We start from the raw sequence: 16,328 nt of genomic DNA on the forward strand, positions 1-16,328 counted from the left end.
TCCCGTTCAGATGTTCATCACTGGACGACCCGGGCGCCCGGGGCGACGAGCCCCCCTGACCGGCCTTGCAGGGACAATCGGGTGATCAAAGATCGGTGCGGGCAAGGACCCCAGCGAATTGGCCAGAACAGCAACATCCCTTCGCTTTGCTGTTAGGGAAATCAATTCTGCTGCGGCCTCGGACCCGACAACCTTATAGGACGCGCGACCGGGAATGGTGCGCGATCCAAAGCGCCCAGAGGGACAGAAGGCGCGAAATCCGCCTTCGATATAGATCACCTCGTCCTGTTCGAAAAACAGGGTTGAGATGTCAAAATACGATGCTGGAACATCTGACGTGATCCGAAACATGCCGTTCAGCAGCCTTGCTGATACAACAGGCAGACTGACCGGCAACGCGATTGGATCATGACACAGTTTGGTGTTGTCCAACGCCACGCCCTGCTCTGGCATCAGCCAGACCGGCCTGTCATTGTAGGCCATGTGCGATGGCACGCGGACCGGCATATTCTCGGCCTTGGTTTCATCCGGTGGCACAGTGATGCAATCCGTTGCAACGCGGCTTACCGCCTGAAACCCATTATCCATTGTGCGTATCAGGTCACCGGGCTGTATTTGTTCTACAGGCTTCCACCCACCATTCGTGGAAACCCTGGTTCCATGGACCAAACCGCCCCGGCGCGCATTCAACGCAGCCTGCGGTTCAGCCGTACCCCGGGCGTCAGGACGCGGGGGAAAACTTATGACACTCTCAACTTTCACCAAAAACCGAACCCACTATTTACTCAAAACAACTAAGAATGATGAGTAACACAGGACCCGACGCGGTGACTTATTTTTGACATATTAAGGCCGGATTTAGGCCATTTCTGCCGCAATATGCGCAGAAAATCCAAACAACATCGGAAAAAAAATGCTCATTAGGATAGATTTGGAAACTATGCTTCGCCTGCTGGATCAAACGCATACCCGAATCTTGTGATATCCTCATTGCAGGCTTCGGCGACCGCCGAAGCCGACCGATCAGTATAATAGTGACGATAGTCTCTCTGCCGCTGTGACCGGTTCAACCGAGGCAAGGTCAGGTTGAACCCAAGGTGATCGAACAAGGCGTTCGCATCCAAATTGAACTGTTCCAGCCGGATATAGTGCTGACATTGCTCAACCCCATCTGCGCGGGTCATGTACCGCCGGGCGGGGTTCAGTCGAAATGACTTTACTGTGTCAGGGTGCAGAACAAACTCCTCAAATCTCAGCCTCTGCGCCAGCGAAACTGCGGGGTGGTCAAAGCGTTGAACGCGCAGCCAGTGATAGTAGCTGACGATCCGGTCCCACGGGTTACGCACCATTGTGAAGGTGATCAGGGATTGAAGTTCGTCTATCGAAAGAACCCCGTCGATATCCGCCAAGGTTGAATGCTTCCACAACCGTCCCCTACCCGTCAAAGCCTTGGCCCTTTTGCGTCGTTTTACAGCTTTGGGCGTATCTCCGAACAGGATGTCATCCTTCATCGCACGATCTTCCAAAGCCTGTGCCAAGGACGTGCCCCCCGTCTTTGGAATATGGACAAAGACGTAGCGACGCCCGCGTGAAATGATCATGCTGCCTCTCCGATGCTGCGGCGCTTTTTTACCGCCAAACACAAATCGCGACCGCGCGTTACGATATCCAGCACATTTTCAAAACAGCGCGCAACAGGTTTGCGCCTTTGGATTTCCGCATGTTAAGCTGATGGAAAATAATCACGAGCACCCCCACCTTGAAAACGGCCCTTAAACAGTACCAGCGGATTGAGGCCACCGGTCTGTGGCGCCCCTCGCCGGATATGCAACGGCGCGAGGTGGTGGTGTCGATTGGCGAGGCCACGCTGACAATCTCGGACTTCAACGAACAGGCGTTGACGCATTGGTCGCTGGCTGCGCTCGAACGGCAGAATCCCGGTGGGTTTCCGGCCATATTCAACCCGGACGGCGATCCGGCTGAAACGCTGGAACTGGCAGAAACCGAAACCACGATGATCGAGGCGATCGACCGGCTGCAACGCGCCATCGAACGGGCGCGGCCGCATCCTGGCCGGCTGCGTTGGGTCACCGTCGCAGGGGTGTTCGCCGCCGTGGCCGCCGTTTTGCTGCTTTGGCTGCCGATTGCCTTACAGAATCATGTCATCTCGGTTGTGCCGGACATCAAACGTCAGGATATCGGAAACACGATCCTTCGTCGGATCGAACGGGTCTCGGGCCGTGCGTGTACGTCAAACGACGCACAGGCCGCTTTGGACCAGTTGGCTGCGCGCACTGGCGTTCGGAAAATCGTCATTCTGCCCGCGGGGGTGCAAACCAGTTTGAGCCTGCCCGGAGGTATTGTTCTGCTGAACCGGGCGCTCGTTGAGGATCACGAAGACCCTTCGGTCGCCGCAGGCTACATCATCGCAGAGCGTGCCCGTACTGAGGCGCAGGATCCGCTGGACGACCTGTTGGATCGTACCGGCGCCACAACGGCTTTCCGGTTGCTGACGACCGGAGAACTGACGCCCGAGATCATCGACACTTATACCGAGCAGGTTCTGTCAGAACCACGCCCATCCTTACCCGATGATGAAGTGCTGGAGGTCTTTGCACAAACAGCGCTTCCATCGACGCCATATGCCTATGCGGTGGATGTCACCGGTGAAACGGTTCTAGGCCTGATCGAGGCGGACCCGATGGCAGGGCGCCCCCTGCAACAGGTTCTGCCGGACCGCGACTGGGTCCGGCTCCAAAATATCTGCGGGGAATAAACGGATTTACTTGGTACCGAACATCCGGTCCCCTGCGTCACCTAGACCGGGCATGATGTAGCCTTTCGAGTTCAACTCGCGATCAAGTGCCGCAGTTACGATCTTAACATCGGGATGCGCCTCTTTCATCCGCTCCACACCTTCGGGGGCGGCCAGCAAGCAAAGAAAACGGATATCGGTGGCCCCGGCCTCTTTCAACAGGTCAATCGCAGCAGCCGAACTGTTGCCCGTAGCCAACATGGGATCAACCGCGATGACCAGACGGTCCCTCAGCCCTTCGGGCGCCTTGAAGTAGTACTGAACAGGTTTCAGTGTTTCTTCATCGCGATAGAGCCCTACAAACCCGACACGGGCAGAGGGGATCAGTTCCAGCACCCCGTCCAGCATGCCGTTCCCTGCCCGAAGGATCGAAACCAGGGCCAGCTTTTTACCGGCCAGAATTGGGGCATCCATTTCTTCCATCGGGGTTTCGATGTTACGGGTGGTCAGCTTTAGCTCACGCGTGACTTCGTAGGCCAGCAGCAGGGTGATTTCACGCAGCAACTGACGGAATCCGGCAGTTGACGTGCCCTTGTCGCGCATGAGCGTCAGTTTGTGCTGGACCAACGGGTGGTCAACGACGGTCAGGTGTTCGCTCATGTTTTCTCCAGTCTCTTCTTGACCCGCGCGCGGGTATCTTCATCACAAAAAGCTGCGGCCAGGGCCGTTTGGTTTATGGCATCAAAGTCCTCGGTTTTCCAATCGAAGGCTTTGCTCAGCATCTCATATTCGCGCCGCATTGTAGTGTGGAAAAACGGCGGGTCGTCCGTGGAAACGGTGACTTTGACGCCTGCATCGCGCAGTTTCTCGATCGGGTGGGCTTCGAAACCGGGAAACAGGCCCAAAACCACGTTTGACCCCGGACAGACTTCAAGCGTGATCTCGCGGTCAACCAGTTCGCGGACAAGGTCCGGGTCCTCGATGGCGCGAACGCCGTGGCCAATCCGCTCGACCCCCAAGTAACGGACTGCATCGCGGACACTTTCTGGGCCGCCGAATTCACCAGCATGCGACGTTAACCGCAAACCAGCTTCGCGCGCGCAGTCAAAGGCCCATTGATAATCGCCCTGCGCGCCGACGGATTCGTTGCCCCCCATTCCAAATCCGGTGATCCAGCTTCCGGCAGTTTCAGCAGCGCATCGGGCACTGATCTTTGCTTGTTCCGGCCCGAAATGGCGGACGCATGTAACGATTCCGCGCAGGGTAATATCGAATTTACGCTCGGCCTCATCTGCCGCGTCCTGAATAGCGCTGAGGTAGTCGCGCCAGGCGTTCACGTCCCCGCCACCACAAAAATCGGGGCTGAGGAAAGTTTCCGAATAAACCACGCCATTGGCCGCGCTTTCTTCCAGGAGCGCCAATGTCAGGCGTCGGAAATCTTCGGGCGTCTTCAGCACCTCACACGCCGCTTCGTACACGCTGAGAAAATGCGCGAAATCACGGAAGTCATAGCTGCCGTCCGGCTTGAAGATACCGCTCAGGTCGATGCGTTTTTCATGCGCAAGTTGGCGGATAAAGGCGGGCGGTGCCGCGCCTTCGTGATGCAGGTGCAACTCAATCTTTGGCAGGTCTTCTATGGTCATAGGAAGCTCTTTCCCGGTCCCTGTGCCGGAATGTTCAAATGGTGCGCGATGCTGGCAGCGATATCGGCGAAGTTCACCGCACCGATTTGGCCCGCCTGTCGTCCTGCGATCAGCACCGGCACTTGTTCGCGTGTGTGATCGGTGCCGATCCAACTGGGGTCATTTCCGTGATCGGCGGTCAGCAGCATCAAGTCTCCGGGGCGCAGCTTTTGCAGGATCGCGCCAATCTCGTGGTCAAACCATTCCAGCGCGCGGGCGTATCCACTGATGTCTCGGCGATGGCCATAGAGGCTGTCGAACTCAACAAAATTGGCGAATGTCAGGCTTCCCTCTTCGGCCTCATCAACAAGATCGGACAGGTGGCGCATCAGCTCGGCATCCGATCCCTTGCGCAGCGTGTCGATTCCCTGCATCGAGAAGATGTCGCCTATCTTGCCGACCGCATGTACGCGCCGCCCCGCATCCTGCGCCCAATTGGTCAAAACCGGTGCGGGCGGCAGGATGGCAAAGTCCTTGCGGTTGGTGGTACGCGTGAACCCCTCTTCCGGTGTCCCAATGAAAGGTCGCGCAATCACGCGCCCCACTTTCATCGCATGCAGTCGCGGCGCCAGCGTTTTGCACATCTGCAAAAGCCGGTCGAGGCCAAAGTTGTCCTCATGCGCGGCGATCTGGAACACGCTGTCGGCGGAGGTATAGCAGATCGGCCATCCGGTTCTCATGTGCTCAGCCCCCAGTTCTGCGATGATGGCGGTGCCGGAGGCATGGCAGTCGCCCAGAATACCCTCGGTGCCCGCGGCCTCAGCAGCGGCGCGGCTGAGTTCGGCAGGGAAAGACGGTGTCGTGTTCGGGAAGTAATGCCAGTCCCACGGCACCGGCAGCCCGGCCAGTTCCCAATGACCCGACGGTGTATCTTTGCCCGGCGAATGCTCGCGCGCGCAGCCCCAAAGGCCGGTTGGCAAGGCCTGCAAACCGGGCGTCTCCTCATCCGAAGCAAGGCGCGTCGCGGCCCCCAATCCCAAGACGTCAAGATTTGGCACGGAAAGAGGCCCTGATCGGCCCTGTTCCGCCTGACCCTTGGCACAGGCCTTCGCAATATGAGCAAGGGTATTTGCACCAGTGTCGGGCGTCTCACCGTTGAAGAACTTGCCTGCGTCTGGCGCACCGCCGATGCCCACCGAATCCATCACGACCAAAAAGGCTCGGGTCACGGGGAAATCCTTTCGTGGACAAGCGTTGGGGAGGTGATCGCGTCCGGGCCAAGCGTGATGGCGCGCAACACCGTCTGGGCGACGTCCCGTGCTGCGTCCTCACGCGCGGCATGAACAACCGCCAACGGTGCGCCCCTATCAACTTTGTCGCCCAGCCGAACAATACCTGACAGGCCAACGGCCGGGTCTATAACATCATCTTCAACCTGCCGCCCGCCGCCCAGCGCGACCACGGCAAGGCCAAGTGCTTCGCCATCTATTGCAGAGACATAGCCGCTTTCAGGGGCAGGAACTTCTAGGATCACGCTGGCTTCGGGCAGGTAACGGCTCCAGTTTTCAACGAATTGCAGCGGCCCGCCCACTGCCGCCATCATGCGGCCAAAGCGCTCGGCCGCGCGGCCGTCACGGATCACGTCCGTGATTTTGTCGCGCCCTTCGTCCACCGTTTCGAACATCCCGGCATCCGCCAGCAAAACCCCGCCGAGCTCTGCCGAGATTTCCGCAAGAGGCGCGTCATGCGCTTGAGTCAGAACCATCATCACCTCGGCCACTTCCAGCGCATTGCCCAGCGCCGGAGCCAGCGGTTGATTCATATCGGTGATGACCGCCGACGTCCGGCATCCTGCTGCATTCGCCGTCTCGGTCAGTGCCTGCGCCAATTCGCGTGCGTCCTGCAGTGTTTTCATAAACGCGCCCGATCCGACCTTAACGTCCAGAACCAACGCCTCGGGGCTGGCGGCCAGTTTTTTTGACAGGATGGAGGCGGTGATCAGATCAAGGCTCTCTACCGTTGCGGTCACATCGCGGATTGCATAGAGCCGTTTGTCCGCCGGCGCAATCTGCCCGGTCGCGCCAACAATGGCCGCGCCGGTATCGCGCAAGATCTGCATCAAACGGTCTTCTCCGATCTGAGTGGTAACGCCGGGAATTGCCTCAAGCTTATCCAGCGTCCCCCCGGTATGCCCAAGCCCGCGGCCCGAGATCATCGGCACATATGCTCCAAGCTCGGCCAGCGCGGGTGCCAGGACGAGGCTGACACTATCGCCCACCCCGCCGGTCGAGTGTTTGTCGATAACGGGACCGTCTAAATCCCAGCTCAGCACATCGCCGCTGTCGCGCATGGCAATGGTCAGGTCAGCGCGCCCCTGCTGACCCAAACCACCCATGCAGACCGCCATTGCAAAGGCTCCGGCCTGCGCATCACTGACGCCACCATCGGCGAGACCCTGCGCGAACCAGCGCAGTTCTTCGCCATTGGGCACTTGCGACCGACGAAGCTTGGCAATGATCGAGCGGGCGTCCATCTGCTCAGACGTCTTCCATATGCGAGGCGTCAAAGGCGCCCGGCAACAGATCACCAATCGTTGTTTCGAATTCGACCCCGTCGACGGTCGCAAGCGTCACCTTGACGTCACGCTTGCCAAATTCGGCCAGTTTCTGACGACACCCACCGCAGGGCGGCACAGGTTGCGGGGATGACGCCACAACGTAAACCTCGGTCAGGGACAGCTCACCCGCTGCAACCATGGCCGCAATTGCGCCCGCCTCGGCACAAGTGCCTTCAGGGTAAGCTACGTTTTCGACGTTACAGCCGGAAAAGACCTCACCTGACGCAGAACGGATCGCCGCGCCGACCTTGAAATTGGAATAAGGAGCATAGGCTTTTTCCCGAACAGCCAGGGCTGCGTTCTTCAGCGGCATTGTGATTCCCCAATTTTTGATCATCTGGTCAGAAGTGCATACACTAAATGCATTCGCCCAAACAGTTGAAGCCCCCGGACAGAAGTTTCCTTAGCCAAGCGTCGTATTGAACGTACCCGGAAGCGTCACCTCAAGCAGCTCGACATCTTCGGACGGATCAGACAGGCGCGTGCGCATACGGGGCGGGATCACGAACGCATCACCTTGTTCCAGCTGGTAAGGTTCGCGGCCTTCGCCTTCCAGCGTGACTTCTCCATTCATGACAAAGGAAAAGTGGATATCCGTGTCATGGGACGCCCAAACCGGATCGCCTTGCCCTTTGCGCACAACCTGCACCCCGGCAACGCCCTTGGTGTTTTCGGCAATCGTCGTGTCGCGGCAGGTATAACCCGGCAGTCGGAACGGCCCCCATTCGGCACCTTCGGCCTGATTAAAGACGAATCGCTGGCCCTGCCATTCCCGCTCGGGGCGGTAATGTGGCGTAGGCAATTCCATGTCGTGATCAATTTCGGTCACGTGTTCGGCCGGAACGCCAATCTCGATCACCTGCACATTGTCTGACGCTTCAAGCACACGATGACGAATTTCGGGGGGTTGGATAAAGCAATCCCCTGCCGTCAGGCGCATCTTTTCACCCTGATCCTCGTACACCACGTCAACCCAGCCGTGGATGCAGAAGATCAGTTGAAACCCAACCTTGTGGAAATGCACCATGTCCGGCACCGGACCCCCGTCTGGGATACGGATGTGACTTGCGATGATAGACCCGCCCAGCCGATCCGGCACCAGATCGCGATAGTGCATCCCTGCCCGTCCAATAATCCAAGGCGCCTGATCCTTGAGCCTTCGCACAACGAAAGAATGCACCGTTTCCGGCATGACCAAAGGCGGGTTCAACTCATCGATTTCAACCCGTGTGCCATTTGGAGCTACCAAGCTGCGCTGGCCATCCGCAAATTCGTCCGGGGCGTCCGTCAGAATTCGAAGAGTACCCGGCTCCTCGGGCGCGTCCTTGACAATTCGCACGCGCAAACCGTGACCGGAAAACACGGCAATACGTGGGTCATCGGCCGGATAGATCATATCCATCCGCATACCCAGAACCTTGGTGTAAAACGGAATATCGTCGCGCAATTCCTGTGTCGGCAGGCGGATTTCAGCGCAAGTTGTCTTTGGCGATTTGCTCATCTGATGTCTCATCGGTCTTGGTTTTCGGCCATCCGATCAGAACGGCGGCCAAAATGCCAATCGAAAAAAACATCTCAAGCGTTTCTTCCAGCGCAAACAAGCGGACGATCATGACCTCTGTCATTTCGTCGCCAAAGGCACTGCTTATTTCTTCCAACCCTTGCGCAACAACCGCCAAGATGCCAGCCAGAATGAAAACCATAAGAAACGGCGCGCGGATTTTTAGCGCCTGCCAAGCATTTGGTACGCCGTGCCAAAAAACACCGCCCAAGACAACAACGGCCAACACCACGCGCACAAGCGTCATATCCAGCATGACATCGAGTCCGTTTAGAATCTGGTATGGCAAGCTGCCCGTTGCGTAGACATCGGCCTCAAGCTCTCGCTCCGCCAACAATAGGCATACCACGCCAATGTAAAGACGACTGATACCACGGTACCGAACAAGGGCCGCCACGCCAGCAGCCAACAACGCCACGGCCGAGCCTGTCTCGATGAGACCACCTTCTTGATTGAATGCGGCAGCCTGCACCGGCCAGATCGAGATCGCGCAAAGAATACCCAAGGCCAAGGCGAGGACAGCGTAAAACGCAAAACGACCAGCACCAGACCCCTTTTGTTTCAGTGTAAGGGAGGTTTCCGTCCCATGGTCTTCACTATAGCTCATACTGGTCTTCTTGAAACGGAATGGCGAGGATTCGAAAGTTGCCGGACTTTAATAGTTTTGCGACTGAAATCAACCGAAACCACAAAACTGGCACGTCCGACTGATCAGGTGACCTGACGTAGCCAAGCTAAGAAAAATGGTTTAGGGCTAAATCAAATTTTTGAACGGAAGTGAATCGTCAATGTCTGATACACCCAGCCTGCGGCAGGCCGCGCTAGAATATCACGCCAAACCAAAGCCCGGAAAGCTGGAGATCAAGGCGACAAAGCCGATGGCAAACGGTCGTGATCTGGCTCGCGCCTACTCCCCCGGTGTGGCGGAGGCCAGCCTCGAGATCAAGGCGGATGCAGCAAATGCCGAGCTTTACACCGCGCGCGGCAACCTTGTGGGCGTTGTCTCCAACGGAACAGCGGTGCTTGGGTTGGGCGACATCGGTGCACTGGCATCAAAGCCGGTGATGGAAGGCAAGGCGGTCCTGTTCAAAAAATTCGCCGGAATCGACTGTTTCGATATCGAAGTGGATCAGCCCGACCCGGAAAAACTGGCCGAAATTGTCTGCGCGCTGGAACCGACATTTGGTGCGATTAACCTTGAAGACATCAAAGCCCCCGATTGCTTTGTTGTTGAGAAGATCTGCCGCGAGCGGATGAACATCCCGGTTTTCCACGACGACCAGCATGGCACCGCCATCGTTGTAGGGGCCGCCGCGAAAAATGCTTTGCATGTGGCAGGCAAGAAGTTCGAAGACATCAAGGTCGTCTCGACCGGTGGTGGTGCGGCTGGGATCGCCTGCCTGATGATGCTGGTAAAATTGGGGGTGAAGCGCGAGAATATCTGGCTGTGTGACATTCATGGTTTGGTCTACGAGGGCCGTGCCGAGGACATGAACCCGCACAAGGACCAATTTGCCCAGAAATCTGATTTGCGCACACTGGACGATGTGATTGGCGATGCTGATTTATTTCTTGGTCTAAGCGGGCCGAATGTTCTCAAGCCCGAAATGGTTGAGAAAATGGCCAAAACGCCAATCATTTTTGCGCTGGCCAACCCGACCCCCGAAATATTGCCAGAGGCCGCGCGAGAAGTTGCCCCGGATGCGATCATTGCAACTGGTCGAAGCGACTTCCCCAATCAGGTCAACAACGTCTTGTGCTTCCCCTTCATCTTCCGAGGCGCGTTGGACGTCGGTGCGACCGAAATCAACGACGAAATGCAGATCGCCTGCGTTGACGGTATCGCCGAAATGGCCCGCGCCACCACCAGCGCCGAAGCTGCCGCCGCTTACAAGGGTGAGCAGCTGACCTTCGGACCGGACTACCTGATCCCGAAGCCCTTTGACCCGCGCCTTGTGGGTGTCGTTTCCTCGTCCGTGGCCAAGGCTGCGATGGAAAGCGGGGTCGCCAAACGTCCAATCGAAGATATCGAAGCGTATAAAGAGAAACTGAACCAGACGGTGTTCAAATCTGCCCTGCTCATGCGCCCCGTGTTCGAGGCTGCTGCAGCAGCTTCGCGCAGAATCGTGTTTGCCGAGGGCGAAGATGAACGTGTTCTTCGTGCTGCACAGGCCATTCTGGAAGAAACCACCGAAACCCCAATCCTGATCGGTCGTCCCGACGTGATCGGCACCCGGTGCGAGCGTCTGGGCCTAAAGGTGCGACCCGGCGAAGATTTCCAGATCGTGAACCCGCAAGATGACCCCCGATACTACGACTACTGGAGCTCGTACCACGAGATTATGCAGCGCCGTGGCGTCACACCTGATCTGGCCAAGGCCATCATGCGCACGAACAATACAGCCATTGGAGCCATCATGGTGCACCGAGGCGAGGCCGACAGTATGATCTGTGGCACATTCGGTGAATATCGCTGGCACCTGAACTATGTTGAACAAGTCCTGGCGGATGGCGAGCTGCGCCCGCATGGGGCGTTGTCTCTCATGATACTTGAAGCCGGCCCCTTGTTCATCGCCGACACCCATGTTCATCAGTTGCCAACACCAGAAGAGCTGGCTGAAACCACACTTGGGGCAGCCCGTCATGTTCGTCGGTTTGGGATCGAACCCAAGATTGCCTTTTGCTCACAATCGCAATTCGGCAATCAGGCCGAGGGTTCTGGGAAACGACTGCGGGCCGCGCTTAAGATACTCGATTCCGAACCTCGGGACTTTACCTACGAAGGTGAGATGAACCTTGATGTGGCTCTGGACCCGGAGCTGAGGTCGCGGATTTTCCCGAACTCTCGCCTGGAAGGGGCAGCGAACGTTTTGATCTTTGCGCATGCGGATGCGGCCAGCGGGGTGCGCAACATCCTGAAGATGAAGGCCGACGGGCTTGAGGTCGGACCGATCCTGATGGGCATGGGCAACAAGGCACATATCGTGACCCCGTCCATCACGGCGCGCGGATTGCTGAACATGGCGGCGATTGGCGGTACCCCGGTTGCGCATTACGGCTGATCTGTATTGGCTCAACTGGCCACGTGGCCGTTGAGCCTGCGCTATAGGTGATTCTTTGCACGTGTAAGTTTGCAGTTTTGCAAAACTTGTTACCTGATGCCCGAAAAATCGGTCTGAGCGACTTGTTTGCAAAAATTTGCAAGTACCTCAGGCATATTCTGCAAAGATTTTGCGATAAAGTGACGCTTCGTCATTTCCGTTGCTTGTGTGGTGCCCCCCGGCGGCCTTACACAATTCACGGAGATTTAGGAGGAGGTCATCGTGGCATATCAGGACGTATACGAGAGCTGGAAATCCGACCCCGAAGCATTCTGGATGGAAGCCGCCAAGGGGATCGATTGGGTTCAACCACCGACCAAGGCGTTGTTTAACGAAAACGCGCCGCTATACGAATGGTTCTGCGATGCCAGGGTCAACACATGCTGGAATGCTGTGGACCGCCATGTCGAAAATGGCCGAGGAGAGCAAACGGCGATTATTTATGACAGCCCGATCACCCACACCAAGCGTGAGATTTCCTATGTCGAGTTGCGCAACCGCGTCGCCACACTGGCCGGAGCGCTGAGGGCCAAGGGTGTTGAAAAGGGCGACCGGGTCATCATCTACATGCCCATGATCCCTGAGGCTCTTGAGGCGATGCTGGCCTGCGCGCGTCTGGGCGCGGTGCATTCAGTGGTCTTTGGCGGTTTTGCAAGCAATGAGCTGGCCTTGCGGATCGACGACGCCGAACCCAAGGCAATCATCGCCGCCTCATGCGGGATGGAACCGGGCCGCGTGGTGCATTACAAACCCCTGCTGGACGACGCCATCGAGATGGCAAGCCACAAGCCCGGTTTCTGTGTGGTCTTCCAGCGCGAACAGGAAGTCGCACAACTGATCGAAGGTCGGGATTACAACTGGCATGGGTTCCAGTATGGGGTGGAACCGGCTGACTGTGTGCCGGTGGACGGCAACGATCCGGCCTATATCCTCTATACATCTGGCACCACCGGTTCGCCCAAGGGGGTTGTCCGTCCGACCGCAGGGCATTTGGTGGCGCTTAACTGGACGATGAAAAACATTTATGACGTCGATCCCGGCGATGTATTCTGGGCGGCGTCAGATGTTGGCTGGGTCGTCGGGCACTCGTACATCTGCTACGCGCCGCTGATCCACGGAAACACCACGATTGTTTTCGAAGGCAAACCCGTCGGCACCCCCGACGCCGGCACCTTCTGGCGCGTGATCTCCGAGCACAAGGTCAAGAGCTTTTTTACCGCCCCCACCGCCATCCGTGCCGTGAAACGCGAAGACCCAAAGGGCGAGATGCTGGCGAAATATGATCTGTCGAACCTGCGCGCCTTGTTCCTTGCGGGTGAGCGCGCTGACCCGGACACGATCGAATGGGCTCAGAAATCGCTTGGCGTTCCGGTCATTGACCACTGGTGGCAGACAGAGACCGGTTGGGCCATCGCAGGTAACCCGCTGGGGATCGAGGAGTTGCCGGTCAAGCTGGGCTCTCCGGCCAAGGCGATGCCGGGCTATGACGTGCAGATCCTGGACGAAGGCGGCCACCCGATGAAACCTGGCGAACTGGGTGCAATTGCCGTCAAACTACCGCTGCCGCCCGGCACTCTGCCAACGTTGTGGAACGCGGAAGAGCGGTTCAAAAGCTCGTACCTGAACCAGTTCCCCGGCTATTACGAAACCGGTGACGCGGGCATGATCGACGAGGACGGGTACCTGTACATTATGGCGCGCACCGATGACGTCATCAACGTTGCGGGTCACCGTCTGTCCACCGGCGGGATGGAAGAGGTTCTGGCCGCCCACCCGGATGTTGCCGAATGCGCCGTGATTGGCGTGTCAGATCAGCTCAAAGGTCAGATGCCCGTTGGTTTTCTGTGCCTGAACGCGGGATGTGACCGCGACCATGGCGAGGTCGTGCAGGACGTGGTCAAACTGGTGCGCGAAAAGATCGGCCCAGTCGCGGCCTTCAAGCAGGCTGTTGTTGTGGATCGTCTGCCCAAGACGCGATCGGGCAAAATATTGCGCGGAACCATGGTGTCGATTGCGGACAGCAAACAGTACAAAATGCCCGCAACTATCGACGATCCGGCCATTCTGGACGAGATTGCCGTCGCGCTGAAATCCATCGGGTTCGCGCAGTAAGAACATTTCAGGCGGCTACGGCCGCCTGACCCACGGCTTTCACTTGCAACGGAATTCAACGCGCCTACTGTCTGGTCAAGACAGTGAGGCCACATGACAACCAAAGACTACTGGCGCCTGAACGCCACCGACCTGACCACCCTGACCCGCAGCGGGGACATCAGCGCCGAAGACGCCGTTCAAAGTGCCATTGACCGTATGCACCAGGTAAACCCAGACCTGAACGCCGTCGTCGAAGACCTGAGCACCGAGGCGCTGGACAGGGCGCGTCATCTGGATCGGTCGCGAGCGCGCGGAGCACCTGTCGGGCCGTTGCATGGGGTGCCCGTAACGATCAAAATCAACGTCGACCAAAAAGGTCATGCCACGTCAAACGGCGTTGTCGCGCTGAAGGACGTGATCGCGCCAGATGATGCGCCAGTGGTGAGAAATCTGCAAAACGCCGGAGCCGTTGTGATCGGCCGGACGAATACGCCGGAATTCTCGTTTCGCGCAGACACCGACAACCCGTTGCATGGCAGGACTCACAATCCGTGGGGCCGGCATATCTCGCCCGGCGGGTCTTCGGGCGGTGCCGGTGCGGCGGTGATGGCGGGGATTGGCGCTTTGGCGCATGGCAACGACATCGGCGGTAGCCTTCGGTTTCCGGCGGCAGCCAATGGGGCGGTCACGATCAAGCCTGGTCTTGGCCGCGTGCCAGCATGGAACCCAAGCCAACAGGCCGAGCGCGGGCTATTGGCGCAATCCATGTCGGTACAGGGTTTAATCACCCGCTCTGCTGCTGATCTTCACCTGTCGATGCCCAGCCTGATCGCCGCAGACCCGCGCGATCCTTTCCACGTTCCGATACCTTGGCGCGGCGAACCCTTGGACGGCCCGATCAAGATTGCTTTCACCAAAGACACTTTTGGCTATGCCCTTCACCCCGAGGTCGAGAAAGCCCTGGACACCGCCCGCGACGCGCTGTCAGACGCCGGATATCAGGTGGAGGAGGTCTCGCCCCCTGATGTGTTCGAATGCGGTCGGACTGGATACCGAACCCTTATGGGTGAGGTCCTGACCCTGATGAAAAGCGATATCGAAGCTGCGGGGTCGAAAACCATCCGGGATATTTTTGACGTCTACTTTCAGGAATTCCCTCCCATCGTCGGCACCGAACTGGTTCAGATGTTGGCCAAACGCAGCCACTACGCGCGCGAATGGTCCCTGTTCATGCAAGACTATCCACTGGTCCTTTCGCCTTTCTTACCACAGCCATTCTTCAAACCAGACCGTGATACGGAAGGTGCGGAAGGCGTGCATGAGGTTCTGGGTTGCGCCGTCTATTCCTACGCGATGAACTTTCTTGGGCTGCCCGCCGCCTGCGTGCCTGCACGGTTGACTGATTTGCCTAGTGGGCCGCAGCCAATCAATATCCAGATCGCCGCACGCCGCTGGCGCGAGGACTTGGCCGTTGATGCCGCCGCAGCGATCGAGGCGCGGATTGGTCAGATGCACCTGCCCCTTTGGAAAAGAATGAGCGCGGCCAAGTAGACCCGGTCAACAAAATAGACCCCGGGATTTTCACCCAGGGTCCTCTTACTTAAATAAGCCCGGAATTCTGACGACGAGCGTAGCACCACCCACCCTCGTCGGCGCGAAAACTGCGCGATCATTCGACAACGCCGTCTGGTGGCCACTCACTCCCACCAAGGCGTGTTCCCAGGCAAATTCACATTAGCAAAGAAAACATGCAATGCCTGTGAACTGGTTCACACAAGGAGAATAATCGTTTGTTTCTAGGGTCCTAATTGAACTGCTCTGAGATCAGCCGTTCCTCAAGCCCGTGGCCGGGGTCGAATAACAAACGATGCTGAATCGCAGGCTCAGATCGAATTTCAACCCAGTCTATATCCGGAAAAGAAACAGAATCCGCGTCTGCCATGACAGGGCGTTTATCTGCGTCCAAGACATCAAAGCGAACCTTTGCGTTCTTGGGCAACAGCGCTCCGCGCCACCGACGGGGGCGGAACGCCGCAATTGCCGTCAGGGCCAGAACATCCGCCCCGATCGGTAGAATAGGCCCGTGAGCTGAATAGTTGTAAGCGGTCGAGCCCGCCGGTGTGGACAACAACGCGCCGTCACAAACCAGTTCGGCCATCCGTACACGCCCGTCCACGCTGATCTTTAACCGCGCTGCCTGAGGACCGGCCCGCAGCAGCGATACCTCGTTGATGGCCAGCGCTTCGTGCAGCTTTCCGGACTGATCCAGTGCCAGCATCGCCAAAGGGTTGATGACCTCTTCCACGGCTGTGGCCAGACGCTCCATCAGGTCGGTTTCGTGGAACTCGTTCATCAAGAATCCAATGGTGCCGCGATTCATTCCGTAGACGGGTGTATCGAGGTGCTGCATGTTGTGCAGCGTGTGCAGCATGAACCCATCCCCGCCCAAGGCAACCACAACATCCGCGTCCCTCGGTGCGACATTACCATAGCGTTTCACAAGGCTGTCCCGCGCGGTTTGCGCCACTTTGGCGTCGCTGGCGAGAAAGGCGATTCTCTTTGTCATCTCTTCCGGTTT

14 protein-coding genes are annotated in these 16,328 nt (G+C 57.9%); 4 read left to right on the forward strand and 10 right to left on the reverse strand.

The window, feature by feature from the left end; genetic code table 11:
* Positions 1 to 6: 6 nt before the first annotated feature.
* On the reverse strand, positions 7 to 690 hold the full coding sequence (locus ACXAET_RS07635; protein WP_475187167.1) for a Hint domain-containing protein: 684 nt from the start codon (positions 688 to 690) through the stop codon (positions 7 to 9).
* A gap of 248 nt (positions 691 to 938) precedes the next feature.
* Entirely contained in the window at positions 939 to 1,601 is a 663-nt protein-coding gene (locus ACXAET_RS07640) for a sulfotransferase family 2 domain-containing protein (RefSeq protein WP_475183460.1), read from the reverse strand.
* Positions 1,602 to 1,759: 158 nt separating this feature from the next.
* On the opposite strand from ACXAET_RS07640, the gene ACXAET_RS07645 reads away from it, so the two are divergent.
* The gene (locus ACXAET_RS07645; protein ID WP_475183463.1) at positions 1,760 to 2,776 is read left to right on the forward strand and encodes a hypothetical protein; all 1,017 of its coding nucleotides are present in this window, start codon (positions 1,760 to 1,762) and stop codon (positions 2,774 to 2,776) included.
* A 6-nt stretch (positions 2,777 to 2,782) separates the two neighbouring features.
* Here the strand turns inward: ACXAET_RS07645 and upp are convergent, their stop codons facing one another.
* From upp to ACXAET_RS07680, 7 genes are all read right to left on the reverse strand, one after another.
* Positions 2,783 to 3,415 (reverse strand): uracil phosphoribosyltransferase, encoded by a 633-nt coding sequence (upp, locus tag ACXAET_RS07650; RefSeq protein ID WP_475183465.1) that lies wholly within the window; start codon positions 3,413 to 3,415, stop codon positions 2,783 to 2,785.
* A complete protein-coding gene (locus ACXAET_RS07655; protein WP_475183469.1) occupies positions 3,412 to 4,398 on the reverse strand; it encodes an adenosine deaminase in 987 nt (328 codons plus the stop codon). The genes upp and ACXAET_RS07655 overlap by 4 nt, the downstream gene beginning before the upstream one ends.
* Positions 4,395 to 5,606 (reverse strand): phosphopentomutase, encoded by a 1,212-nt coding sequence (locus tag ACXAET_RS07660; RefSeq protein ID WP_475183473.1) that lies wholly within the window; start codon positions 5,604 to 5,606, stop codon positions 4,395 to 4,397. Before ACXAET_RS07660 ends, ACXAET_RS07655 begins: the two co-directional genes overlap by 4 nt.
* Entirely contained in the window at positions 5,603 to 6,910 is a 1,308-nt protein-coding gene (locus ACXAET_RS07665; RefSeq protein WP_475183478.1) for a thymidine phosphorylase, read from the reverse strand. Before ACXAET_RS07665 ends, ACXAET_RS07660 begins: the two co-directional genes overlap by 4 nt.
* A gap of 4 nt (positions 6,911 to 6,914) precedes the next feature.
* On the reverse strand, positions 6,915 to 7,331 hold the full coding sequence (locus ACXAET_RS07670; RefSeq protein ID WP_475183481.1) for a cytidine deaminase: 417 nt from the start codon (positions 7,329 to 7,331) through the stop codon (positions 6,915 to 6,917).
* A gap of 66 nt (positions 7,332 to 7,397) precedes the next feature.
* Positions 7,398 to 8,495: a cupin domain-containing protein gene (locus ACXAET_RS07675; RefSeq protein WP_475183485.1), complete on the reverse strand. Its 1,098-nt coding sequence runs from the start codon at positions 8,493 to 8,495 to the stop codon at positions 7,398 to 7,400.
* The gene (locus ACXAET_RS07680; RefSeq protein ID WP_475183487.1) at positions 8,464 to 9,162 is read right to left on the reverse strand and encodes a hypothetical protein; all 699 of its coding nucleotides are present in this window, start codon (positions 9,160 to 9,162) and stop codon (positions 8,464 to 8,466) included. The genes ACXAET_RS07675 and ACXAET_RS07680 overlap by 32 nt, the downstream gene beginning before the upstream one ends.
* 181 nt (positions 9,163 to 9,343) lie before the next feature.
* Here ACXAET_RS07680 and ACXAET_RS07685 point away from each other — a divergent pair, with 181 nt between their 5' ends.
* From ACXAET_RS07685 to ACXAET_RS07695, 3 genes are all read left to right on the forward strand, one after another.
* The gene (locus tag ACXAET_RS07685) at positions 9,344 to 11,617 is read left to right on the forward strand and encodes an NADP-dependent malic enzyme (protein ID WP_475183491.1); all 2,274 of its coding nucleotides are present in this window, start codon (positions 9,344 to 9,346) and stop codon (positions 11,615 to 11,617) included.
* A gap of 261 nt (positions 11,618 to 11,878) precedes the next feature.
* Positions 11,879 to 13,768: a propionate-CoA ligase PrpE gene (gene prpE / locus ACXAET_RS07690; RefSeq protein WP_475183493.1), complete on the forward strand. Its 1,890-nt coding sequence runs from the start codon at positions 11,879 to 11,881 to the stop codon at positions 13,766 to 13,768.
* Positions 13,769 to 13,861: 93 nt separating this feature from the next.
* Positions 13,862 to 15,301 (forward strand): amidase family protein, encoded by a 1,440-nt coding sequence (locus tag ACXAET_RS07695; RefSeq protein ID WP_475183497.1) that lies wholly within the window; start codon positions 13,862 to 13,864, stop codon positions 15,299 to 15,301.
* A gap of 253 nt (positions 15,302 to 15,554) precedes the next feature.
* Here the strand turns inward: ACXAET_RS07695 and ACXAET_RS07700 are convergent, their stop codons facing one another.
* On the reverse strand, positions 15,555 to 16,316 hold the full coding sequence (locus tag ACXAET_RS07700; RefSeq protein WP_475183498.1) for an NAD kinase: 762 nt from the start codon (positions 16,314 to 16,316) through the stop codon (positions 15,555 to 15,557).
* Positions 16,317 to 16,328: the final 12 nt, after the last annotated feature.

Source organism: Ruegeria sp. AWH4_226, from assembly GCF_056159225.1.